Source organism: Pseudomonas sp. TE21394, from assembly GCF_054057835.1.
The window spans coordinates 3,736,586-3,758,342 of the sequence record NZ_JBSRZR010000001.1 but is presented as its reverse complement, the minus strand read 5'-3'; the positions used below and the strand labels follow the sequence as shown (position 1 = coordinate 3,758,342).

At 62.8% G+C, this 21,757-nt stretch carries 20 protein-coding genes; 7 read left to right on the top strand and 13 right to left on the bottom strand.

Annotated features, from left to right (window positions below):
• Positions 1 to 62 precede the first annotated feature (62 nt).
• From sixA to ACVWZT_RS17205, 3 genes are read right to left on the bottom strand one after another with little or no spacing between them, the layout of a single operon-like run.
• Entirely contained in the window at positions 63 to 521 is a 459-nt protein-coding gene (gene sixA, locus ACVWZT_RS17215; RefSeq protein WP_296232302.1) for a phosphohistidine phosphatase SixA, read from the bottom strand.
• Positions 518 to 865 (bottom strand): DUF4389 domain-containing protein, encoded by a 348-nt coding sequence (locus ACVWZT_RS17210; protein WP_296232299.1) that lies wholly within the window; start codon positions 863 to 865, stop codon positions 518 to 520. Before ACVWZT_RS17210 ends, sixA begins: the two co-directional genes overlap by 4 nt.
• A 24-nt stretch (positions 866 to 889) precedes the next feature.
• The gene (locus tag ACVWZT_RS17205; RefSeq protein WP_296232297.1) at positions 890 to 1,915 is read right to left on the bottom strand and encodes an NAD(P)H-dependent glycerol-3-phosphate dehydrogenase; all 1,026 of its coding nucleotides are present in this window, start codon (positions 1,913 to 1,915) and stop codon (positions 890 to 892) included.
• Positions 1,916 to 2,111: 196 nt separating this feature from the next.
• Between ACVWZT_RS17205 and ACVWZT_RS17200 the strand changes: the two genes are divergently transcribed.
• The 5 genes from ACVWZT_RS17200 (at position 2,112) to fabB (ending at position 9,032) form a co-directional block, all read left to right on the top strand.
• Positions 2,112 to 4,259 (top strand): TonB-dependent receptor plug domain-containing protein, encoded by a 2,148-nt coding sequence (locus ACVWZT_RS17200; RefSeq protein ID WP_457470407.1) that lies wholly within the window; start codon positions 2,112 to 2,114, stop codon positions 4,257 to 4,259.
• On the top strand, positions 4,259 to 5,149 hold the full coding sequence (locus ACVWZT_RS17195; protein WP_296232290.1) for an ABC transporter substrate-binding protein: 891 nt from the start codon (positions 4,259 to 4,261) through the stop codon (positions 5,147 to 5,149). Before ACVWZT_RS17200 ends, ACVWZT_RS17195 begins: the two co-directional genes overlap by 1 nt.
• Positions 5,146 to 7,077 carry an ATP-binding protein gene (locus ACVWZT_RS17190; RefSeq protein WP_457470405.1) on the top strand — a complete coding sequence of 644 codons (1,932 nt, stop codon included), beginning with the start codon at positions 5,146 to 5,148 and terminating at the stop codon, positions 7,075 to 7,077. Before ACVWZT_RS17195 ends, ACVWZT_RS17190 begins: the two co-directional genes overlap by 4 nt.
• A 207-nt stretch (positions 7,078 to 7,284) precedes the next feature.
• Entirely contained in the window at positions 7,285 to 7,800 is a 516-nt protein-coding gene (fabA, locus tag ACVWZT_RS17185; protein ID WP_225778537.1) for a 3-hydroxyacyl-[acyl-carrier-protein] dehydratase FabA, read from the top strand.
• Positions 7,801 to 7,811: 11 nt separating this feature from the next.
• On the top strand, positions 7,812 to 9,032 hold the full coding sequence (fabB, locus tag ACVWZT_RS17180) for a beta-ketoacyl-ACP synthase I (RefSeq protein WP_296232285.1): 1,221 nt from the start codon (positions 7,812 to 7,814) through the stop codon (positions 9,030 to 9,032).
• Positions 9,033 to 9,151: 119 nt separating this feature from the next.
• On the opposite strand, the gene ACVWZT_RS17175 is transcribed toward fabB, so the two are convergent.
• Positions 9,152 to 10,156 carry an amidohydrolase family protein gene (locus ACVWZT_RS17175; protein WP_296232284.1) on the bottom strand — a complete coding sequence of 335 codons (1,005 nt, stop codon included), beginning with the start codon at positions 10,154 to 10,156 and terminating at the stop codon, positions 9,152 to 9,154.
• 117 nt (positions 10,157 to 10,273) lie between these two features.
• On the opposite strand from ACVWZT_RS17175, the gene ACVWZT_RS17170 reads away from it, so the two are divergent.
• Complete coding sequence (locus tag ACVWZT_RS17170) at positions 10,274 to 11,137, top strand: pirin family protein (RefSeq protein ID WP_457470404.1); 864 nt, start codon at positions 10,274 to 10,276, stop codon at positions 11,135 to 11,137.
• 30 nt (positions 11,138 to 11,167) lie between these two features.
• Here ACVWZT_RS17170 and ACVWZT_RS17165 read toward each other — a convergent pair whose 3' ends face one another.
• The 4 genes from ACVWZT_RS17165 to ACVWZT_RS17150 form a co-directional block, all read right to left on the bottom strand.
• Complete coding sequence (locus ACVWZT_RS17165; protein WP_296232281.1) at positions 11,168 to 11,893, bottom strand: dienelactone hydrolase family protein; 726 nt, start codon at positions 11,891 to 11,893, stop codon at positions 11,168 to 11,170.
• A 75-nt stretch (positions 11,894 to 11,968) separates the two neighbouring features.
• The gene (gene htpG, locus ACVWZT_RS17160) at positions 11,969 to 13,873 is read right to left on the bottom strand and encodes a molecular chaperone HtpG (RefSeq protein WP_186688238.1); all 1,905 of its coding nucleotides are present in this window, start codon (positions 13,871 to 13,873) and stop codon (positions 11,969 to 11,971) included.
• Positions 13,874 to 13,942: 69 nt separating this feature from the next.
• Complete coding sequence (locus ACVWZT_RS17155; protein WP_296232274.1) at positions 13,943 to 14,425, bottom strand: PaaI family thioesterase; 483 nt, start codon at positions 14,423 to 14,425, stop codon at positions 13,943 to 13,945.
• Entirely contained in the window at positions 14,422 to 14,898 is a 477-nt protein-coding gene (locus ACVWZT_RS17150; RefSeq protein WP_457470401.1) for a PaaI family thioesterase, read from the bottom strand. The genes ACVWZT_RS17155 and ACVWZT_RS17150 overlap by 4 nt, the downstream gene beginning before the upstream one ends.
• Before the next feature lie 154 nt (positions 14,899 to 15,052).
• Between ACVWZT_RS17150 and ACVWZT_RS17145 the strand changes: the two genes are divergently transcribed.
• Complete coding sequence (locus ACVWZT_RS17145) at positions 15,053 to 15,337, top strand: hypothetical protein (protein ID WP_086978461.1); 285 nt, start codon at positions 15,053 to 15,055, stop codon at positions 15,335 to 15,337.
• A 68-nt stretch (positions 15,338 to 15,405) separates the two neighbouring features.
• Here ACVWZT_RS17145 and ACVWZT_RS17140 read toward each other — a convergent pair whose 3' ends face one another.
• The 5 genes from ACVWZT_RS17140 to lpdA form a co-directional block, all read right to left on the bottom strand.
• Positions 15,406 to 16,158 (bottom strand): DUF599 domain-containing protein, encoded by a 753-nt coding sequence (locus ACVWZT_RS17140; protein ID WP_296232270.1) that lies wholly within the window; start codon positions 16,156 to 16,158, stop codon positions 15,406 to 15,408.
• Between the two features lie 181 nt (positions 16,159 to 16,339).
• Entirely contained in the window at positions 16,340 to 17,653 is a 1,314-nt protein-coding gene (brnQ, locus tag ACVWZT_RS17135) for a branched-chain amino acid transport system II carrier protein (RefSeq protein ID WP_296232269.1), read from the bottom strand.
• A 368-nt stretch (positions 17,654 to 18,021) separates the two neighbouring features.
• The gene (sucD, locus tag ACVWZT_RS17130; protein WP_004376004.1) at positions 18,022 to 18,906 is read right to left on the bottom strand and encodes a succinate--CoA ligase subunit alpha; all 885 of its coding nucleotides are present in this window, start codon (positions 18,904 to 18,906) and stop codon (positions 18,022 to 18,024) included.
• Positions 18,906 to 20,072 carry an ADP-forming succinate--CoA ligase subunit beta gene (gene sucC / locus ACVWZT_RS17125; protein WP_003254205.1) on the bottom strand — a complete coding sequence of 389 codons (1,167 nt, stop codon included), beginning with the start codon at positions 20,070 to 20,072 and terminating at the stop codon, positions 18,906 to 18,908. Before sucC ends, sucD begins: the two co-directional genes overlap by 1 nt.
• A 172-nt stretch (positions 20,073 to 20,244) precedes the next feature.
• Positions 20,245 to 21,681: a dihydrolipoyl dehydrogenase gene (gene lpdA, locus ACVWZT_RS17120; protein ID WP_013973439.1), complete on the bottom strand. Its 1,437-nt coding sequence runs from the start codon at positions 21,679 to 21,681 to the stop codon at positions 20,245 to 20,247.
• Positions 21,682 to 21,757 lie beyond the last annotated feature (76 nt).

Sequence of the window (21,757 nt, the reverse complement as noted above, 5' to 3'; positions counted from 1 at the left end):
GTCACTGTTGCTCAAGATCCGAAGAATTGCCCAATCTCCGTGGGAGCGGGCACGCCCTGGGCTCAAGCCGGGGAGTTGATCGCCCGAAGGGTCATCAGGCCAGCCAGCGGCCAGTCCCCTTCCAGTTCCGCCAGGCTGGCAGTGCTCATGCCCGCCGGGCGCTGTTGATGGCCGTGCTCCAGCGCGCCGACCAACGCCCCCACCAGCGGCTGATGACTGACCAGCAACACATGCTCCAGGCCCAGGCGCTCGATTTCGCCGATCACCTGCTGCACGTTGCTTTCGGGCGTCAACCACGGCACGGTACGCACGGGCTCGGCGCAACCCAGGGTTTGATGCACCAGGGCTGCCGTCTGCTGGGCGCGCACATAGGGGCTGGCAAGAATCGCCTGCAACGGCTGGCCCAGCAGGCGAGCAGCGCTGTGCAGCACCTGTTCGCGGCCATGGGCGGTCAGCCGGCGTTCGGCATCGCTGCTGGCCCGCGGCTCCGCTTCGCCGTGGCGCAGTACCCACAGCTTCACAGCTTGGGCTCCTCGTCACGAACCGGGTGCGGCGCAGCGGCCACGGCGTGCGGCGCCTCGCCTTCCGGGGCGCGCGGCGTAGGCCAGTCAGCGAACGGCCACGGCTTCTGGTCGCTGTGGAAGCTGCCGAATCGGCCGATCTGCGCCAGGTACTGGCTCAGGCTGTCGCCAAAATTCATCAGGCTGGCGCTTGGCGCGCCGTACACCAGGCGATAGATCAACTGCACCAGCACCAGGCCGCCGAGAAGGATCTCGGCCAGTTGCCAGACCACCAGGAAAACCAGCATCCACAGCACCCGCAGGATGATCGACTCGCGCTGGGCGCGTTCCGGGGTATCGTTCATGTTTCGCTCCTTGCTGGGGGCGGCTCAGTTGAAGCCGCTGATGGAAATGAAATCGACATCGGTCTTGGGCTCGGCGCGCATCAGGTGCTCGATCACCTGGTTCAGCGTACGGCCTTCGAACAGGATCGCATGCAGGCCCGCCACCAGCGGCATGTACACCTGCACTTCCTGGGCCTTGGCCTTGAGCACCTTGAGGGTGTTGACGCCTTCGGCCACTTCGCCCAACCGGTTGACAGCCTGCTCCAGGCTCAGGCCCTGCCCCAGCGCGAAGCCAACCTGGTAGTTGCGGCTCTTCGGCGAGGAACAGGTGACGATCAGGTCACCCACCCCGGCCAGGCCGAGGAAGGTCATGGGGTTGGCCCCCTGGCTGACGGCAAAGCGGGTCATCTCGGCCAGGGCACGGGTAATCAGCATGCTCTTGGTGTTCTCGCCCATGCCCAGCGCCACCGCCATGCCGGCGATGATGGCATAGACGTTCTTCAACGCCCCACCCAGTTCGACGCCAAAGCGGTCGGCACTGGCGTAGACACGGAAGGTACGTCCATGCAGCACGGCCTGCACCTGCTGGCAGAGTTTTTCGTCTTCGCTGGCAACCACCGTGGCGGTCAGCGCGTGCTCGGCGATCTCACGGGCCAGGTTGGGGCCCGACAGCACCCCGATGCGGGCTTCGGGGGCGATTTCTTCGAGGATCTGGCTCATCAGTTTGAAGCTCTGCGCTTCGATGCCCTTGGTCAGGCTGACCAGGCCTTTGCCGCGCAGCAGCTCGGCGTGGGGCGCCAGCACGCTGCGCAGGGCGCTCGATGGCAGGGCGACGAAGATCAGGTCGCTATCGTGCAAGGTCGTCAGCAGGTCGTTGACCGGCTCGACGCCATCGTGCAGGCGGATACCCTTGAGGTAGCGCGGATTCTGGCGATTGACGCGCATGGCTTCGGCCTGCTCGGGGTCGCGCATCCATTGGCGCACTGGCACGCCATTTTCGGCCAGCAGGTTCGCCACGGCGGTGCCGAAGCTGCCGCCTCCCAGAACTGCAACAGGTTGCTGTTCAGTCATATTCAATCCGTTAGAGCCATTAAGTAAAGTGGCGACCTGAACATTATACGGGTCACTTGCTACAGAACCAGTGGTGAGGCTTTTTCAGGTTCGCCATGATTTTTTGGCGCCTGTGAGATCAAGCCCCGCCCGCCCGAAACACCATTCCAGGCCCGCACTCCACGGCCCACTGGCAAAACCCGCCCGGTCAGTTACCATGCCTGTCTCAATCCTGAAACAAGGCAGCCCCGTGTTCTTTGGCACGCCCCCGTACCCGCGCCTGCTCCTGCTGACTGCCCTGCTCGGCGGCCCGGCCGTGGCCGACGATCTGTTCATCGACAACGCCGACCTGCCGCAGGTGCTGACCGCCACGCGCCTGAAACAGTCCCCGGCAGCAGTGCCGGGCAGCATGACCGTGCTCGATAGCGAGCTGATCCGCGCCAGCGGCGCACGTGACATTCCCGAATTGCTGCGCCTGGTGCCGGGCATGATGATCGGCTATGGCGCCGGCAACCAGCCGACGGTCAACTACCATGGCAGCAACGTCAATGACGCCCGGCGCATGCAGGTACTGATCGACGGCCGCTCGGTGTACCGCGCAGGCCTGGCCACGGTGGACTGGAGCGATATCCCGCTGGCCATGGAAGACATCGAGCGCATCGAGGTGTTTCGCGGCCCGAACACGGTCAGCTACGGCGCCAATGCGCTGATGGCGGTGGTCAACATCCTTACCCGCAACCCCGCCGACAGCCATGGCACGCGGCTGAAGACCACCCGTAGCGAGGACGGCATCAATGACTTCTACGCCAGCCACGGCTTCGGCTGGGACGGTGGCGACATGCGCCTGTCGCTGTCCGGCCAGCAGGACGACGGTTTCGATGAAAACCAGTTCGGCCAGGACTACCGTGACAGCCGCCGGCTGACTCGCTTCAACCTCAATGCCAGCCACAGCCTGGCACATGACCAGACCCTGGAATGGCAACTGGCAGCGAAGGAAGGCAGCAACCAGCGGCCTTACACCTACCAGCCGGTGTTCAAGAAATACGAGGCGGGCAACGACGCGGATGTCAATGCCAAGGACTACGCTGGCTCAGTGCGCTGGACCAAAGACTTCAGTTCCGAGCACAGCCTGTATATCCAGGGCTCGGCCCAGCACTTCGACCGTCAGCAGGTATGGCGGGCCTGCGACGCCTTGCAGTCGTTCAGCCCGGAATTGACCCAGCTCTGGCAGATCAACCCTGACTTCGCCGAAAAAGTGGCACGCGGCATTGCCATCGGTGCGCCACTTTCGACCGACGACCCGGTCATGAAAGGGCTGCTGGAGAAGGTTCAGCAGCAGTGGGCGAACGGTGGCAACCAGCAGGTCTGCGGCGATGTCGACCAGAGCACGCGGGAAACCCGCTACGACCTGGAAATCCAGGACACCCTGAGCCTGACCGACAGCCTGCGCCTGCTCAGCGGCATGAATTACCGCTACGATCGTGCCGACTCGCAGACCTACTTCAACGGCAGCATCGACGACCAGACCTGGCGCCTGTTCGGCCAACTGGAGTGGCGCGCCGACGAGCACTGGATCCTGCAGGGCGGCACCATGTTCGAAGACTCGCGCCTGTCGGGCAGCTCGCTGACCCCGCGGGTGGCAGTCAACTACCTGATCACCCCGCGCCATGGCTTGCGCGCGGTGTATTCCGAGGCCGTGCGTTCGCCCGACATGTTCGAGAACAACGTCAACTGGAGCTACACGGTCAAGAACCTCAGCCCCAATGCGTTCGGCCTGCAAAACGGCGAGTACTTCGTCAAGACCCGCGGCCCGGGCGACCTCGAGCAGGAGCGCATGCGCTCGCGCGAGGTCGGCTACAACGGTTACTTCAGCGACATCGACCTGAGCATGGATGTGAAGCTGTTCTACGACGAGATCACCGGAATGATCAGCGAGCCCCTGAAGAACAACCAGTTCATCGCCAGCAACGCCAACAAGGCCCGCTTCAGCGGTAGCGAGGCACAACTGGACTGGCGCCCGACCCTGCGCGACCGCCTGCGCCTGACCTATGCCTACGTGGATGCCTGGGCCAGCAACCCCGACGACCGCCGCCTCAGTGCCCGCAACAGCGGTTCGGCCGGCTGGATGCGCGAATGGGGCGATGGCTGGTCGAGCGCGCTGTTCTACTACGGCGACGATGCCCTCAACCAGTACCGTTACGAGCGCCTCGACCTGCGCCTGGCCAAACGCTTCCGGGTGCAGGGCAGCAACCTTGAACTGGCGGCGCTGTGGCAACAGCGCCTGGACGATGAACCGACCACGGCGATCCAGAACCGCTACGACAGCCGCCACCGCCTGAGCGTCAGCGCGGAGCTGGAGTTCTGATGGCCCTGTTGCTGCGCCTGTTGCTGCTGTGCCTGTGGCCGTTGGGGCCGCTGTCCGCCAGCGAGATCGTGCTGGTCGGCGCGGAGGACCAGCCCGGCATCCGCAGTTTCGTCGCGGCACTGGAAAGCCGCCGCCCACACGATCATGTGCACTTCCAGAGCACCGCCGACCTGCCGCGTCCCGGCCTGCTCAAGAGCGACCTGCGCCTGATCTTGCTGGACAACGCCGCGCTGGAATGGCGCCTGGGTGAAAACACCGGCCCGCCAGCCCTGGCCATGCGGGTCAGCCGAGTACAGGCTGCACAGCGCCTGGGAAAGTCGCTGCCAGCGTTCCTCACGTTGTTGTGGAGCGACCCGCCGCTGGGCCGGCAACTGCGCCTGGCGCGCTACCTGCTGCCACAAGCCCAGCGCATTGGCGTGCTGTACGGCGAACACAGTGGTTTCCTGCTCGAAGAGCTGCGCCTTGCTGCCCGCCCGCTGGGCCTGGAGATCGTTGCCCAGGACTGGCCCGACCCGCGTGACAGCCGGCCACTGCAGCACCTGCTGGCCAACAGCGATGTGCTGCTGGGCCTGGACGACCCTGACCTGTACAACTCCAAGACCGCCAAGAACCTGCTGTTGAGCAGCTATGGCCGGCAGATGGCGTTGATCGGCCCGAACGCCGGGTTCGTCCGCGCCGGCGCGCTGGCCAGCACCTTCAGCGACCAGGACGACTGGCTGGCGGTACTCGACCAGTTGCTCGACCAGCCGCCGGCGCGCTGGCCACGCAGCTTGTATCCGGCACGCTACGGCGTCAGCGGCAACCAGCAGGTGGCGCGCGCCCTGGGCCTTGAACCGATCGATCCGAACGCCGCCGCCAAGGCCCTGGCCGAAGGAGAACCCACCCCATGAGCAAGCGCCTGAGCTGGGACATCCACACCCGCACCCAGATCATCAGCCTCGGCCCTGCCCTGTTGCTGACCCTGCTGCTGATCAGCTTCTTTACCTTCGTTCGCATCCAGGACCTGCGCCAGGAACTGAACCACACCGGGCAACTGATCGCCAACCAGTTGGCGCCGGCCTCGGAGTACGGGGTGATCTCCGGCAACAACGAGGTGCTCGAGGGCCTGATGCGCGCCACCCTCAGCATTCCCCACGTGCGCTTCCTCGAAGTGCAGGACAGCCGCAACCACATTCTGGTGTACGTCGAGCAGTCCGACGAAAGCGCCAACCGCGCGCAGCGTGTCGAAGTGTTCCAGGCGCCCATCCGCCTGCAGCAGATCCGCCTGGACAATGACTTCCTGCAACAGGGCAAGGCAACCGCCCCAGCCATCGGCGACGACTACCTGGGCCGGGTGATCGTCGGCATGTCCGATGACGCCTTCAGCCAGCGCCAGCAGGAAATCGTGATCAAGGCCGGCATCCTCGCGCTGTTCGCCCTGTTGTTCACCTTCCTCCTGGCGCGCCGCCTGGCCCTCAGCCTGGCCAAGCCGATCAGCGACATGGGCCATGCGGTCAAGGCAATCCAGCAGGGCGAGTACGACAGGTTGTTGCCGGTGGTCGACGACAGCGAGCTGGGTCACCTGGCGCGCCATATCAACAACCTGGCGCACGCCCTGGAGCAGGCCAGCGACGAGCAGAAACAGGCGATTGCCGAGTTGATCCAGGCCCGCGAAGAGGCCGAGCAGGCCAACCGCGCCAAGTCGGACTTCCTGGCAATGATGAGCCACGAGCTGCGCACACCGATGAATGGCGTGCTGGGCATGCTGCAGTTGCTGGAAACCACGCCGCTGAACACCGAACAGGCCGAGTACGCCGCGGTGGCCAGCGAGTCCACCGGGCACCTGCTCAAGGTCATCAATGACATCCTCGACTTCTCGCGCATCGAACGTACCGCGCTACAGCTGGAACACATCGACTTCAACCTCGGCGAGCTGATCACCAGCAGCGTCCTGTCGTTCCAGCACAGCGCCCAGCAACGCGGTCTCGACCTGCACCTGCAACTACCGGTCGGGATCGAGCACTTGCAGGTCAACGGCGACCCCACGCGCATCCGCCAGATCCTGCTGAACCTGGTCGGCAACGCACTGAAGTTCACCGAACGCGGGCAGGTGCAGGTCGAGGCGCACTGGCAGGTGCTCGACCGGCAACTGATCTGGCTGACCTGCAGCGTGCGTGACACCGGTATCGGCATCGACAGCGAACGCCTGGAAATGATGTTCGTGGCCTTCCAGCAGGCCGACAGCTCGATTTCCCGCCGCTATGGCGGCACCGGGCTGGGGCTGTCGATCGCCCGCACCCTGGCCGAACGCATGGGTGGCAAGCTGCGCGGCGAAAGCCGTGAAGGCCTTGGCTCGACCTTTACCCTGGAAATGCCGTTGGCCCTGGCCAGCCCTGCCGCGGCCGCGCTGACGCAGCCTGCCGCTACCCAACCTGCGGTTGGCGACCAAGAGCAGGTGTTGCTGGTGGAGGACAACCAGGTCAACCAGAGCGTCATCGCCGCCATGCTGCGCAGCCTGGGGCTGGCGGTATGCACGGCCGAGGACGGCCTGGAGGCGGTCGAACGGGTCAGCCGGCAGCGCTTTGCCGCCGTGCTGATGGACTGTCGCCTGCCGCACCTGGACGGCTATGAGGCAACCCGGCGCATCCGCCAGTTGCCCAATGGTGCCGCGCTACCGATCATCGCCCTGACCGCCAATGCCTTGCAGGGCGACCGCGAGCGTTGCATGGCGGCCGGGATGGACGACTACCTGAGCAAACCCTTGCGCCGCACCGAACTGCAGCAGGTACTGCAGCGCTGGCTGCCCGGTCGGACAACCGCGACTGGCGATAAATGCTAAAGTGCGGCAGTCTTAAACACTGGACAGGACCTTCAACGGACCTGAAAATAGACGTTTCAGTGCACACCTGTACTTCTTTCACCAGGCGCACTGTGACTTTCACCACAACGCAATAGTCTACCTGTAGGCTGCCGCCCCGAAGCAGTTGGTTTTCGGGCCGGCCGGGAAGATTCATCCCCTGCCACAGGGGGTTATTGAGGAGCTCGCATGACCAAACAACACGCCTTTACTCGGGAAGACCTGCTGCGCTGCAGTCGCGGTGAGCTGTTCGGCCCAGGTAATGCGCAACTGCCCGCGCCGAACATGCTGATGGTCGATCGCATCACCCATATCAGCGAAGAAGGCGGCAAGTACGGCAAAGGTGAATTGGTCGCCGAGCTGGATATCACCCCGGACCTGTGGTTCTTCGCCTGCCATTTCGAAGGCGACCCGGTAATGCCGGGCTGCCTGGGCCTCGACGCCATGTGGCAGCTGGTCGGTTTCTTCCTCGGCTGGCAGGGCCTGCCGGGCCGCGGTCGCGCCCTGGGTTCGGGCGAGGTGAAGTTCTTTGGCCAGGTACTGCCGCAGGCCAGGAAGGTCACTTACAACATCCACATCAAGCGCGTCCTGAAGGGCAAGCTGAACATGGCCATCGCCGATGGCTCGGTCAGCGTCGACGGCCGCGAGATCTACACTGCCGAAGGCCTGCGGGTCGGCGTGTTCACCTCCACTGACAATTTCTAAGGGTTATTCGCATGCGCCGCGTCGTTATCACTGGTCTGGGCATCGTATCGTGCCTGGGCAATGACAAAGCTACCGTCACCGAAAACCTGCGCAACAGCCGTCCGGGTATCCGTTACAACCCGGAATACAAGGAAATGGGGCTGCGTAGCCAGGTTTCCGGGTCCATCGACCTCAACCTCGAAGAACTGATCGACCGCAAGGTCTACCGCTTCGTCGGCCACGCCGCTGCCTACGCCTACCTGGCGATGCAGGACGCGATCAAGGACGCCGGCCTGACCGACGAACAGGTTTCCAACCCGCGTACCGGCCTGGTGGCTGGCTCCGGCGGCGCCTCGACCCTGAACCAGATGGAAGCGCTGGATACCCTGCGCGAGAAGGGCGTCAAACGTGTCGGTCCTTATCGCGTAACCCGCACCATGGGCAGCACCGTTTCAGCGTGCCTGGCCACCCCGTTCAAGATCAAGGGCATCAACTACTCGATCTCCTCGGCCTGCGCCACTTCGGCACACTGCATCGGCACCGCGCTGGAGCAGATCCAGTGGGGCAAGCAGGACATCGTCTTCGCCGGTGGCGGTGAAGAAGAGCACTGGAGCCAGTCGTTCCTGTTTGACGCCATGGGCGCCCTGTCGACCAAGCGCAACGAGACCCCGGAACTGGCCTCGCGCGCTTACGACGCCGACCGTGACGGCTTCGTCATTGCCGGTGGTGGCGGCATGGTGGTGGTCGAGGAGCTGGAACACGCGCTGGCCCGCGGCGCCAAGATCTACGCCGAAATCGTCGGCTACGGCGCTACTTCCGACGGTTACGACATGGTCGCTCCGAGCGGCGAAGGTGCCATCCGCTGCATGCAGCAGGCGCTGTCCACTGTCGACACCCCGATCGACTACCTGAACACCCACGGCACCTCGACCCCGGTCGGCGACGTTGCCGAGATCAAGGGCGTTCGCGAAGTATTCGGTGCCAACGCGCCGAAGATCAGCTCTACCAAGAGCCTGTCGGGCCACTCGCTGGGCGCCGCCGGCGTGCACGAGGCGATCTACTGCCTGCTGATGATGGAAAACAATTTCATCGCCGGCTCCGCCAACATCGACGAGCTGGACCCGGAGGTCGCCGACCTGCCGATCCTGCGCAAGACCGAAGAAAACGCCAAGATCGACACGGTCATGAGCAACAGCTTCGGCTTCGGCGGCACCAACGCCACCTTGGTGCTCAAGCGCTGGACTGGCAAGTAAGACGCTGATGCAGTAGACCAAAACGCCCCGACTGGTTCGGGGCGTTTTCATTGCTGCCATCCGGCGGCGGGGTCCTGCTGAAGCTGGCTCGCCAGCGGCAGGGCCAGCACTGACACTCATTATTTCTGCCTGGGCAGCACAGCCAGGAAGTTATCCTTGGCCACTTTGTTGGCCACCTGTTCCGGCAAGGCGTCCAGGAACGGCCTGAAACCGTGCATCTGCTCGCCCAAGCTGCCAAAGCGCCCCACCACATCCGAGCCCAGCATGAAGCGCTCCGGGTACTTCTCGACCAAAGCCAGCCACGCCTTGCGCGGCACGCCCTTGCCGTCCAGCAGGTAGGGCTGCAGCACGCTCCACGACAGGTCGACATACAGGTTCGGGTAATCTTCCAGCAACCGCGTCAGCACCGGCAGCAGAAAATCCATCTGCGTCTGGTGCCGGTGAATTTCCATGCTGGTGCCAGCGTGCGCCCAGATGAAACGGGTGTGCGGATGGTTGCGCAACGGCTCTTCGATCTCAGCCAGGTACAGCGGGTTACGTTCGCGCTTGGAGGTGATATTGGAATGCAGCAACACCGGCAGGTCGCGCTCGGCCGCCAGGTGATAGATGCGGGTCATGGCTTCGTTGTTGGCGCGCGGTGTGTCGCCGCTGGTCAGCGCCGTCAGGTCGTCATGCCGGGTGAACACCTCGCCAATGCCCTGCCACAGCCCCGGGTACAGGTCGAGCATGCGCTCGATATGGCTCACGGCATTCTTGTCTACCGGGTTGAAGCCGGTCAGGAACGGGTGAAAGCGTTTGCGCTGGGCGTCCGGCAACTGTTGCAGCGCGGCCGCCACATAGGTGTCGGTGGCGCTGTACCAATAGGCATCGGCGTCGTCACCGGCGTAGTAGCGCGGGCGCTTGGGCTCATCTTCATGCCATTTCTTGGCCACCGGGATGCCGGAAATCATCGACTGCTCGATGCCTGCGGCATCCATGGCCTTGATCAGGGCCGGCATGCCTTCGCTTTCCTGAAAGAAATCGACGTAGTGAAGATGCGCATCACTGTAGCGGTAGTCACGCGCCTGTACCGCCTGACACAACCAGGTGGACAACAGCGCGCAGGCCAGCGCTCGGGCTATCATGGGCAGCGTCCTTTTGCGAATACCGACCCAGTAGACCGGCCGCCCAGCGAGACGGTTCAGCCGAGGCAGACAAACCGCTATGCTTGGGGTCATTCCACCGTGCCTGGAGCCCTTCCCATGAGCAGCCCCCTGGTCATCCACCCGCGTGCCGAATCGGTCGAGGGCCAGCCGATCCTCCGGCCGCTACCGTCGGCCCAGTGCCGTAGCGTCGGCCCGTTCGTGTTTTTCGATCACATGCTGGAAACCGACTATGCCCCGGGGCATGGCATGGACATTCGCCAGCACCCGCACATCGGCCTGTCTACCCTGACCTATCTGTTCGAAGGGGCAATACTGCACAAGGACAGCCTCGGCTCGGCACAGCGGGTGCTACCGGGTGACGTCAGCTGGATGACCGCAGGCAGCGGCGTGGCCCACGTCGAGCGCACGCCCGAGGATGCCTTGGCCCATGGCTCGCGCCTGCACGGGTTGCAGGTATGGCTGGCATCGCCGCGCGAGCAGGAACAAGGCCCGGCAAGCTACAACCATTACCCGGCTGCCAGCCTGCCCGTCAGTGACAGCCTGGGGGTGCGCATCTGCATGATCGCCGGCAGCGGGTTCTGCCTGCAATCGCCGGTGGCAGTGCTGTCCCCTACCCTTTACGCCTATGTGCAAATGCAGCCGGCGACTACCTTGCGGGTACCGACCGAGCATGCCCAGCGGGCGCTGTACCTGCTCGAAGGTGAGCTGACGATGAACGATGAGGACGTGGAGCCGTGCAGCCTGGTGGTCCTGCCGGAGGACGAAGAGGTGACGCTGTATGCGCAGGGTGAGTGCCAGCTGGTGCTGATTGGCGGCGCGCCACTGGATGGGCCGCGGCGGATGAACTGGAATTTTGTCGCCAGTGACGGGCAACTGATCGAACAGGCCCGGGCCAGGTGGGCTGCGGGGGATTGGCCAGTGGTGCCGGGGGAAACTTCGAGGATCGAGCTGCCGCGCTGATTTGGGGCTGCTTGGCAGCCCCGTGCAATGTCAGCGCTGGAACACTTCACTCAGCAGGTTATGCATCGCGCGGAACGCCCGCTCCGAAGTACGCCGGTCATACTGCATCTTGCCCGGCACATTGGCATTCGGGTCGGTAAACGAGTGCACCGCGCCGCCATAGCTGAGCAATTGCCAATCGACCTTCGCCGCGTTCATCTCATCCTCGAACGCCGGCAGCTGCTCTTTGGGCACCAGCGGGTCCGATGCGCCGTGCAGCACCAGCACCGAGCCCTTGATGCGCTTGGCATCCGCCGGGTCTGGCGTGTCCAGGGTGCCATGGAACGACACCGCCGCGCGCAGGTCGGCGCCAGAACGTGCCAGCTCCAGGGCACAGCAGCCACCGAAGCAGAAGCCGAAGGTGGCCACCTTGCCCGGCTCCAGCAGCGCCTTCGACTGCCCCAGCAGCTGGGCCAGGGCTTCCTGCATGCGCTTGCGCAATTCGCCACGGTCGTTCTTCAGCGGCATCATGGCCGCACCAGCCTCGTCGGCATTCGACGGGCGCAACGATTGCCCGTACAGGTCGGCAACAAGCACCACATAGCCTTTCTCGGCCACTTCCTTGGCGATGCGCTCGGCCCCTTCGCCAATGCCCATCCAGTTCGGCGCCATCACCAAGCCCGGGCGGCCCAACGCTCCCGGCTCATATACCAGGCGGCTTTCATAGGTCTTGCCGGACAGGTGATAGACCAGCGATTCGACGATTACTTTGCTCATCAAACACTCCTTTGCCACTCATGATCATGCCCGCCATGAAAAAAGCCCGCCGAAGCGGGCTTTCCATCCATCAACTCAAGCAGACAGCTCGACCAGCAGCTTGTTCAGGCGACGAACGTAAGCAGCCGGATCCTTGAGGCTGTCACCGGCCGCCAGGGCCGCCTGGTCGAACAGGATATGCGACAGCTCGGCAAAGCGGTCTTCGCTCTGCTCGTTGTCCAGCTTCTCGATCAGCGGGTGAGTCGGGTTGAACTCGAAGATCGGCTTGGACTCCGGCACCTTCTGCCCGCTGGCTTCGAGGATCTGGCGCATCTGCAGGCCCAGGTCCTGCTCACCGATGGCGAGAATCGCCGGCGAGTCGGTCAGGCGGTGCGACACGCGAACTTCGGCCACGCTGTCACCCAGTGCCCCCTTCAGGCGCTCGACCAGGCCTTCCTTCTCCTTGGCAACTTCTTCCTGGGCTTTCTTGTCTTCCTCCGAATCCAGCTTGCCCAAGTCCAGGTCGCCACGGGCGACGTCGACGAAGGCCTTGCCGTCGAACTCGTTGAGGTAGCTCATCAGCCACTCGTCGATACGGTCGGTCAGCAGCAGCACTTCGATGCCCTTCTTGCGGAAGACTTCCAGGTGCGGGCTGTTCTTGACCTGCGCGTACGACTCGCCGGTCAGGTAGTAGATCTTGTCCTGGCCTTCCTTGGCCCGGGCCAGGTAGTCGGCCAGAGCAACGCTCTGCTCGCCGCTGTCATCCTGGGTAGAGGCGAAGCGCAGCAGGCCGGCAATCTTCTCCTTGTTGGCGAAGTCCTCGGCCGGGCCTTCCTTCAGCACCTGGCCGAAGTTCTTCCAGAAGCCCTTGTACTGCTCGGGTTCGTTCTTGGCCAGTTTCTCCAGCATGTCCAGCACGCGCTTGGTCAGCGCGGTCTTCATCGAGTCGATGATCGGGTCTTTCTGCAGGATTTCCCGCGACACGTTGAGCGACAGGTCGTTGGAATCGACCACGCCCTTGATGAAGCGCAGGTACAGCGGCAGGAACGACTCGGCCTGGTCCATGATGAACACACGCTGCACGTACAGCTTCAGGCCGCGTGGCGCTTCGCGCTGGTACAGGTCGAACGGCGCGCGGGCCGGCACGTACAGCAGCGAGTTGTATTCGAGCTTGCCTTCGACCTTGTTGTGGCTCCAGGCCAGCGGGTTCTCGAAGTCGTGGCCGATGTGCTTGTAGAACTCCTGGTACTCCTCGTCCTTGATCTCGGTACGCGGACGGGTCCACAGGGCGCTGGCACGGTTGACGGTTTCCCATTCCTGGGCCGGCTGCTCCTCGCCTTCGGCGGCGACCTGCTCCTTCGGCAGCTGGATCGGCAGGGCGATGTGGTCAGAGTATTTCTTGACCACGTTGCGCAGGCGCCAGCCATCGGCGAACTCCTGCTCGCCCTTCTTCAGGTGCAGGACAATGCGGGTACCGCGCTGCGGCTTGTCGACGGTGGCGACCTCGAACTCGCCCTCGCCCTTCGACGACCAGTGCACGCCTTCGGCGGCCGGCAGACCGGCGCGGCGGCTGTACACGTCGACCTTGTCGGCGACAATGAATGCAGAATAGAAGCCCACACCGAACTGACCGATCAGGTGCGAGTCCTTCTTCTGGTCACCGGTGAGGTTCTTCATGAAGTCGGCGGTGCCGGACTTGGCAATGGTGCCCAGGTGGGCGATGACGTCTTCGCGGCTCATGCCGATGCCGTTGTCCTCGAGGGTCACGGTACCGGCATCCTTGTCGAAGCTCAGGCGAATCTTCAGGTCGGCGTCGTCCTCGAACAGCTCTGGCTTGGCCAGGGCCTCGAAACGCAGCTTGTCGGCCGCGTCGGAGGCGTTGGAGATCAATTCACGCAGGAAGATCTCCTTGTTCGAATACAAGGAATGGATCATGAGGTGCAGCAGCTGCTTCACCTCGGTCTGGAAGCCCAGCGTTTCTTTTTGAGTCTCCACACTCATGGTCTTCAAAACTCCGATCTGATGGCAGTTGGCGCCGGCGGCCGGTTCGGCCTGCGTTGACGGCGGATGTCATGCAGATGGGGGCTGCCCGGATGATTTCAAGGGCGCTTGCGGTTCGATCTTGAAATGCGCGCGGGCGGTGGCAATCGGCGCCTGCCGGTCAGCCTGCCAGGCGGTGATGGCCACATTGGTCACCCGCCGCCCCTGGCGCCATAGCTGGCACTGGGCATAGGTATCGCGAAAGTGCCCGGCGCGCAGGTAGTCGATGGAAAAGTCGATGATCTTCGGAATGCTCGCGCTCTCGCTGTAGATCAGCAGATAAAGCGCTGCCGACAATTCCATGAAGCCTGCTATCACTCCACCGTGGATGGCGGGTAGCAGCGGGTTGCCGATGTTGTCCTGCCTGGCCGGCAGGCGGAACAGCAGATCATCGCCCTGGCGTTCGCATTCGATGCCGATCAGGCTGGCGTAGGGAATCAGCGCCAGTAATGGCCGGTAATCGCCAACCGCGTGGGCAGCGTTGAGTTGCTGGCGAACCGCGTGCGGAATCATGCGCCGCCCTCCTTCAGGCTATTGCCGAAACGGATGCCACCTTTGATCTGCTGGCCCAGGCGCATGAACGTACCCACTACCTGGCAGATCGGTTGCGCCGGGTCGTCCTGGTAGGCCGTGCCACGGGTGAAGATCACGTCGCGGGTTACCCGATAGCACTGGGCGTGACCGTAGATGGCCTTGCCGGCTTCGGCCGGGTGCATGTAGTCGATGCGCAGGTCCAGGGTCGGGCACACTTCGAAGCGCGGCAGCACGCACAGCGTGGCCATGCCGCAGGTGGTGTCCATCAGCGTGGTCAGCGCGCCGCCGTGCACGGCACCGGTCTGCGGGTTGCCGACAATGGCCGGCGACCAGGGCAGGACCAGGGTGATGCCATCGGCATTGGCCTGGCCCACGCGCATCTGCAATAACTGACAATGTTGCAGCGCCGAGAGAAAACGCTCGGCCATGGCCTTCAAGGTTGCATCACTCATAGCCTGTTACCACCCACATTGCCACCGCGGCATAAATTCGTTGAAAAGTCTATATAGATGAGGGCGTTATATATGTGTAACCTTCGCGGAACTTATTCCGCGTAGTTGGACTCGAAGGAACAAGTCACTTATTCCACCAAGGAGAAACACCCCCATGCGTAAACCTTTTGCTTTTGCTCTGATGCTGGCCGCTGCCATGGGCCTGGCTGCTTGCGATAAAGCGAGCGAAGACAAAGCCCAGGACGCACAGCAACACGCCGAGCAAGCCCAGGAGAAAGCGGGCGAAGCTCAGGATAAGATGAACGAGGCTGCCAAGGAAAACGCCGAAGCCGCCAAAGATCAGGCCGAAGCCGAGCAGAAGGCTGCCGAAGAAGCCGCTCCGGCTACTCCGGCTCCGGAAGCCGCGCCAGCCACCCCGGCCGAGCCTGCCAAGCAGTAATCGGTCTATACAAAAAAACCCGACATGGTCGGGTTTTTTTGTGCCTGAAAAACGGCAAATAAAACGTTTCAGTTGTTTCCGCCCACGGCGGGTTCCCTGGGCACTTCAGCCGGCAGACTTTCAGTGGGTGTGAACACCATCACATCCAGCACATCCGAATGGAACTCCCGGCGGTACAGAATCAGCACTACGCCGACACTCATGGCCATGAATAACCACGGGCTGATAAACCAGCTCAACATGGCCATGCCGAAGTAATAAGAACGCAGCCCGAAGTTGAACTGGTTGGCCGCCAGTGACAACACCCTCGCCGCCCGCGAGGCGAACGCCTTGCGTTCCAGTTCATTGACTAGGCGCTCGCCGATCATCGGCGCCGAACCCACCAGCACTGCGGCAAAGTTGTACTGGCGCATGCACCAGCTGAAGGTGAAGAAGGCGTAGACGAACACCATGGCCAGGCACAACAGCTTGATCTCCGACATACCTTGCGACGTTTGCTGCACCAGCGGCAGGTCCGCCAGCAATGACAGCGCCCGGTCGGAAGCGCCGAGCACAGTGAGGATACCCGCCAGGATGATCAGGGTGCTGGAGGCGAAGAACGAAGCATTGCGCTCAAGGTTGCCGATCACGCTGGCATCGGCGATGCGGTTGTCACGCAGCAGCATGCGGCGCATCCAGTCCTCACGGTACAGATGCAGCACGCTGGCCAGGCACGCAGTGTCGCGACCCTTCCATATGGCGTAGCGGGTGTAGCCGCCCCAGCACAGGGCGAACCAGGCGATGGCCAACAGATTGCTGAGATTGCTTTGGATGAAGTTCATGCAGGGTTCCCGAGAGGGCCAGATACCTGAAGGATAGGGACCGGATTTCGACGCTGGCAAGCAAGGAAAGGCACACTGACGCCAAAAAAAACCCCGCATCCTCACGGATACGGGGCTTGGGGTTTCCACCTTAGGCGAGCACCTTATGGCTTGTGGCCAGTGCCGCCTCAGGCTTCGACTGTCAAGCCAACGCTTCGCGTGGCTTGCCCAGCAGGCGGTCGCAGGCCACTGCGCCCACCAGGGTCACCACCGAAGGCACCAGCCAGGCCAGGCCCTGGTCGCTCAGCGGCAGGTGTGCCAGGAAGTCCGGCAGCACATGGGCAACGCTGCTGCCCTTTATGGCATCGACCATGCCGAACAGCAGCGACACCAGCATCACCGGTGCCAGGATGCGGGTTGGCGAGTTCCACAGGTCCTTCACGAAACTCAGGCCGACCACCACGATGCAGGGGGGATAGATCGCGGTGAGCACCGGGACCGAGAACATGATCAGCTTGGTCAGGCCAAGGTTGGAAATCAGCAGCGAGAAGCCCGCCAGAATCACTACCAAGGCACGGTACGACAGCGGCAGGATCTGGCTGAAATACTCGGCGCAGGCACAGGTCAGGCCGACAGCGGTGACCAGACACGCCAGCGCGATCAGCACGGCGAGGAAGCCGCTGCCCAGCGAGCCGAAGGTGTGCTGCACATAGGCATGCAGCACCGCCGCGCCATTGGTGGCACCCGCCGCGATCTCGTGGCTGCCAGCGCCCAGGCGGAACAGGCTTACATACACCAGGGCCAGGCCGACACCGGCGATCAGGCCCGCGATGATGGCATAGCGGGTGATCAGCTTCGGCGACTCGACACCGCGCGAGCGGATGGCATTGACGATGACGATACCGAATACCAGCGCACCCAGGGTGTCCATGGTCAGGTAGCCATCGGAGAAGCCCTTGGAGAAGGCCGCGGCAGCATAGGCCGGCTGCGCTTCACCCATGGTGCCGGCGGGCAGTGCGAAGGCGGCGATGCCCAGCACCGCCAGGGCGATGATCTTCAACGGCGCCAGGAAGCGGCCCACGGTATCGAGCAACTTGCCCGGGTACATGGACACCGCCAGCACCACGAGGAAGTACACCAGGCTGTAAATGAACAGCGCCAACGGGCTTTCACCGGTCAGCGGTGCCACACCCACTTCGAACGACACGGTCGCGGTGCGCGGGGTGGCGAACAGCGGGCCGACCGACAGGTAGCACACGGCCGCCAGCAGGCCGCCGAAGAACTTGCCGATCGGGCTGCTCAAGGCATCCATGCCGCCGCCGACCTTGGCCAGGGCGACCACGGTGATGACCGGCAGGCCCACGGCGGTGACCAGGAAGCCCAGGGCGGCCATCCACACGTGCGGGCCAGACTGCAGGCCGACGATAGGCGGGAAGATGATATTGCCCGCGCCCACGAAAAGCGCAAACGTCATAAAGCCAAGCGCCAGGATGTCCTGGCCTTTCAAAACTTTCATTTAAGGTAGTACCACACTGCTGAAATCGGGATTCGAGAAGGGATTTCCCCATGGGTTGGGGGAAATGCTGCCCGGCTTGATAAGCCAGACCCGTTTAGCGTGTCGTTCCCTTTTGGGGGACGGGCACAGAGTGAGCGCGTAGGGTAACTGTTTTGTCACTTAAACGCACTGGCACAGTGCTGCTTGTCCGATGTGCGTATGTGTTTGTCGCCTGTGCGGCCGTGGACAGTGACGATTATCCTCGGTTTGAAACCTTGGTCTGTACGAAAAAACCTATGAAACCAATCGAAAATCCATATTACGGTGCCCCGCAAACGACAAAGGCCACCCGAAGGTGGCCTTTGTGCGCGTGGGGGGGTGCAGCGGTATTACTTCTTGACTTCCCAGCCAGTCAGCTCGGCCAGGGCCTTGCCGATGTCAGCCAGGGAACGCACGGTCTTCACACCAGCGTCCTGCAGGGCAGCGAACTTCTCGTCTGCTGTACCCTTGCCGCCGGAGATGATGGCGCCAGCGTGGCCCATGCGCTTGCCCGCCGGAGCGGTAACACCAGCGATGTAGGAAACTACAGGCTTGGTGACGTTGGCCTTGATGTAGGCTGCAGCTTCTTCTTCAGCCGAACCGCCGATCTCACCGATCATGACGATCGCTTCGGTCTTCGGGTCTTCCTGGAACAGCTTCAGGATGTCGATGAAGTTGGAGCCAGGGATCGGGTCGCCACCGATACCGACGCAGGTCGACTGGCCGAAGCCGGCGTCGGTGGTCTGCTTGACCGCTTCGTAGGTCAGGGTACCGGAACGCGAAACGATACCGACCTTGCCTGGCAGGTGGATGTGGCCAGGCATGATGCCGATCTTGCACTCGCCCGGGGTGATGACGCCTGGGCAGTTAGGGCCGATCAGGGTCACGCCCAGCTCGTCGCACTTGACCTTGGCATCCAGCATGTCCAGGGTAGGGATGCCTTCGGTGATGCAGACGATCAGCTTGATGCCGCCGAAGGCCGCTTCCAGGATCGAGTCCTTGCAGAACGGAGCCGGAACGTAGATGACCGAAGCGTCAGCGCCGGTGGCCTCCACGGCTTCCTTCACGGTGTTGAACACCGGCAGGCCCAGGTGGGTGGTGCCACCCTTGCCTGGGGTTACGCCACCGACCATCTTGGTGCCGTAGGCGATGGCCTGTTCGGAGTGGAAAGTACCCTGCGAGCCGGTGAAGCCCTGGCAGATGACCTTGGTGTCTTTATTGATCAGGACGCTCATTACTTGCCCTCCGCAGCTTTGACAACTTGTTGAGCAGCGTCGGTCAGGCTGGTTGCCGCAATGATGTTCAAACCGCTTTCTGCCAGTACTTTAGCGCCCAGTTCGGCGTTGTTGCCTTCAAGGCGCACGACAACCGGAACCTTGACGCCGACTTCTTTCACTGCACCGATGATGCCTTCGGCAATCATGTCGCAACGAACGATGCCGCCGAAGATGTTGACCAGAACGGCCGCGACATTGCTGTCGGACAGAATGATCTTGAACGCTTCGGTAACGCGCTCCTTGGTAGCACCACCACCCACGTCGAGGAAGTTGGCTGGCTTGCCGCCGTGCAGGTTGACGATGTCCATGGTACCCATGGCCAGGCCGGCACCGTTGACCATGCAGCCGATGTTGCCTTCGAGGGCAACGTAGTTCAGTTCGAACTTGGCAGCGTGGGCTTCACGGGCGTCGTCCTGCGACGGGTCGTGGAAGGTTTTCAGCTTCGGCTGACGGTACATGGCGTTGGCGTCGATGTTGATCTTGGCATCGAGGCAGTGCAGGTCGCCGTCGGCCTTGATCACCAGCGGGTTCACTTCCAGCAGCGCCAGGTCGTGGTCCTTGAACAGCTTGGCCAGGCCAACGAAGATCTTGGCGAACTGTTGAACCTGCTTGCCTTCCAGGCCCAGCTGGAACGCCAGTTCACGGCCCTGGAACGGCTGCGCGCCGACCAGCGGATCGATAGTGGCCTTGAGGATCTTTTCGGGGGTTTCGTGAGCTACTTTCTCGATGTCCACGCCACCTTCGGTGGAGGCCATGAACACGATACGGCGGCTCGAACGATCGACTACAGCGCCCAGGTACAGCTCTTTGGCGATGTCAGTGCAGGATTCGACCAGAATCTTGGAGACGGGTTGACCGTTGGCATCGGTCTGGTAGGTAACCAGATTCTTGCCCAACCACTGTGCAGCGAACGCCTTGGCGTCTTCTTTGCTGCGAACCAGCTTGACGCCGCCCGCCTTGCCGCGACCACCCGCGTGAACCTGGGCTTTTACCACCCACTCGTTCCCGCCGATCTTGTCGCAGGCTTCTGCAGCTTGCTCAGGGGTGTCGACAGCGAAACCCTTGGAAACTGGCAGGCCGTATTCAGCGAACAGCTGCTTACCCTGATACTCGTGAAGATTCATGCTTTTTACCGTCTTCGTTAGGTACTGCGCTTCGGCGCTGCGCCATTACTGGCGCCGCACCACCTGTGACCGTTGACCCCGGGTTTTCCCGTGTGATCCGGTCCGGCGGACTTTCCGCGGTGAGTCATGCACGCAAGACTCACGACGGGCAGCCCGCCGTGGTTTCTTATAATTAACGCTTCTTACGGTTGGCCACGTGAATGGCGCCGCCATTCACAGCCAGCGCTGCTTCATGCAACGCTTCGGACAGGGTCGGATGGCTGAAGACCATCATGCCCAGATCCTCGGCACTGGTGCCGAATTCCATTGCGATTGCGCCTTGCTGCACCAGTTCGGCAGCCGATGGGCCAATCACGTGTACACCCAGTACGCGGTCGGTCTTGGCATCGGCGATGACCTTGACGAAACCACCGGTGTCGTTGGCAGCCATCGCACGGCCGCTGGCCGCGAACGGGAAGGTGCCCACGTTAACCTCAACGCCCTCGGCCTTCAAGGCCTGTTCGGTCTTGCCGACCCACGCGATTTCCGGGTGGGTATAGATAACCGACGGGATCAGGTCATAGTTCATCTGGGCCTTGTGGCCCTTGATGCGCTCGACCACCATGATGCCCTCTTCCGAAGCCTTGTGAGCCAGCATCATGCCGCGTACCACGTCGCCGATGGCGTAGACGCCCGGTACGCTGGTGGCGCAATAGTCGTCGACGAAGATGTAGCCACGCTCGTCGATGGTAACGCCGCTGTCGGCAGCCAGCAGGTCGGTGGTCACCGGACGACGGCCGACCGCGACGATCAGCTTGTCGAAGGTGATCTTCTGCTCGCCGTTGGCGTCGGTGTAGGTCACTTCAACTTCGTTGCCGTTGACTTTCGAACCGGTGACCCGTGCACCCAGCTTGATGTCCAGGCCTTGCTTGGTCAGGGTCTTCTGGGCCTCTTTCGACACGGCGGTGTCGGCAGCCATCAGGAAGGTGTCCAGGGCTTCCAGGACGGTGACTTCGGCGCCCAGGCGAGCCCATACCGAGCCCAGCTCGAGGCCGATCACGCCAGCACCGATAACGCCCAGGCGCTTCGGCACGGCCTGGAATTCCAGGGCGCCGGTGGAGTCGACGATGACGTTCTGGTCGACCGGAGCCGGCGGAATGTCGATCGGGCGCGAGCCGGAAGCCAGGATCACGTTTTCGGCTTCGATGACTTCGGTGGTGCCATCAGCCTTGGTGACTTCGACCTTCTTGCCCGCCAGCAGCTTGCCGTGGCCCTGGATCGAGGTGACGCCGTTGGCCTTGAACAGGGTGGCAACGCCACCGGTCAGGTTCTTGACGATGCCAGCCTTGCGGCCAACCATCGCGGCGACGTCCATCTTCACTTCGCCAGTGGAGATGCCGTGGACGTTGAAGCTCTCTTTGGCTTCCTTGTATTTCCAGGAGCTGTCCAGCAGCGCCTTGGAAGGAATGCAACCCACGTTCAGGCAGGTGCCGCCCAGGGCCAGCTTACCCTCGGCGTCGGTGTATTTTTCGATACAGGCAGTCTTCAGACCAAGCTGTGCGGCCTTGATGGCAGCCACATAGCCGCCAGGACCTGCACCAATCACCACTACGTCGAATTTCTGGGTCATAAAAGATTCCTTTTTTAGCTTCAAGCGACAAGCTGCAAGCCGCAAGACCGACAGGCTTCAAGCTGAAGCCTGGCGC

Coding starts and splice junctions, on each gene's coding strand:
- ACVWZT_RS17190 (WP_457470405.1), top strand. CDS start 5,146: ATGAGCAAGCGCCTGAGCTGGGACATCCACACCCGCACCCAGATCATC.
- ACVWZT_RS17205 (WP_296232297.1), bottom strand. CDS start 1,915: ATGACTGAACAGCAACCTGTTGCAGTTCTGGGAGGCGGCAGCTTCGGC.
- ACVWZT_RS17150 (WP_457470401.1), bottom strand. CDS start 14,898: ATGAGTGATGCAACCTTGAAGGCCATGGCCGAGCGTTTTCTCTCGGCG.
- ACVWZT_RS17210 (WP_296232299.1), bottom strand. CDS start 865: ATGAACGATACCCCGGAACGCGCCCAGCGCGAGTCGATCATCCTGCGG.
- fabA (WP_225778537.1), top strand. CDS start 7,285: ATGACCAAACAACACGCCTTTACTCGGGAAGACCTGCTGCGCTGCAGT.
- ACVWZT_RS17145 (WP_086978461.1), top strand. CDS start 15,053: ATGCGTAAACCTTTTGCTTTTGCTCTGATGCTGGCCGCTGCCATGGGC.
- ACVWZT_RS17170 (WP_457470404.1), top strand. CDS start 10,274: ATGAGCAGCCCCCTGGTCATCCACCCGCGTGCCGAATCGGTCGAGGGC.
- ACVWZT_RS17175 (WP_296232284.1), bottom strand. CDS start 10,156: ATGATAGCCCGAGCGCTGGCCTGCGCGCTGTTGTCCACCTGGTTGTGT.
- ACVWZT_RS17200 (WP_457470407.1), top strand. CDS start 2,112: ATGCCTGTCTCAATCCTGAAACAAGGCAGCCCCGTGTTCTTTGGCACG.
- sucC (WP_003254205.1), bottom strand. CDS start 20,072: ATGAATCTTCACGAGTATCAGGGTAAGCAGCTGTTCGCTGAATACGGC.
- ACVWZT_RS17195 (WP_296232290.1), top strand. CDS start 4,259: ATGGCCCTGTTGCTGCGCCTGTTGCTGCTGTGCCTGTGGCCGTTGGGG.
- lpdA (WP_013973439.1), bottom strand. CDS start 21,681: ATGACCCAGAAATTCGACGTAGTGGTGATTGGTGCAGGTCCTGGCGGC.
- htpG (WP_186688238.1), bottom strand. CDS start 13,873: ATGAGTGTGGAGACTCAAAAAGAAACGCTGGGCTTCCAGACCGAGGTG.
- ACVWZT_RS17165 (WP_296232281.1), bottom strand. CDS start 11,893: ATGAGCAAAGTAATCGTCGAATCGCTGGTCTATCACCTGTCCGGCAAG.
- brnQ (WP_296232269.1), bottom strand. CDS start 17,653: ATGAAAGTTTTGAAAGGCCAGGACATCCTGGCGCTTGGCTTTATGACG.
- ACVWZT_RS17140 (WP_296232270.1), bottom strand. CDS start 16,158: ATGAACTTCATCCAAAGCAATCTCAGCAATCTGTTGGCCATCGCCTGG.
- ACVWZT_RS17155 (WP_296232274.1), bottom strand. CDS start 14,425: ATGATTCCGCACGCGGTTCGCCAGCAACTCAACGCTGCCCACGCGGTT.
- sucD (WP_004376004.1), bottom strand. CDS start 18,906: ATGAGCGTCCTGATCAATAAAGACACCAAGGTCATCTGCCAGGGCTTC.
- fabB (WP_296232285.1), top strand. CDS start 7,812: ATGCGCCGCGTCGTTATCACTGGTCTGGGCATCGTATCGTGCCTGGGC.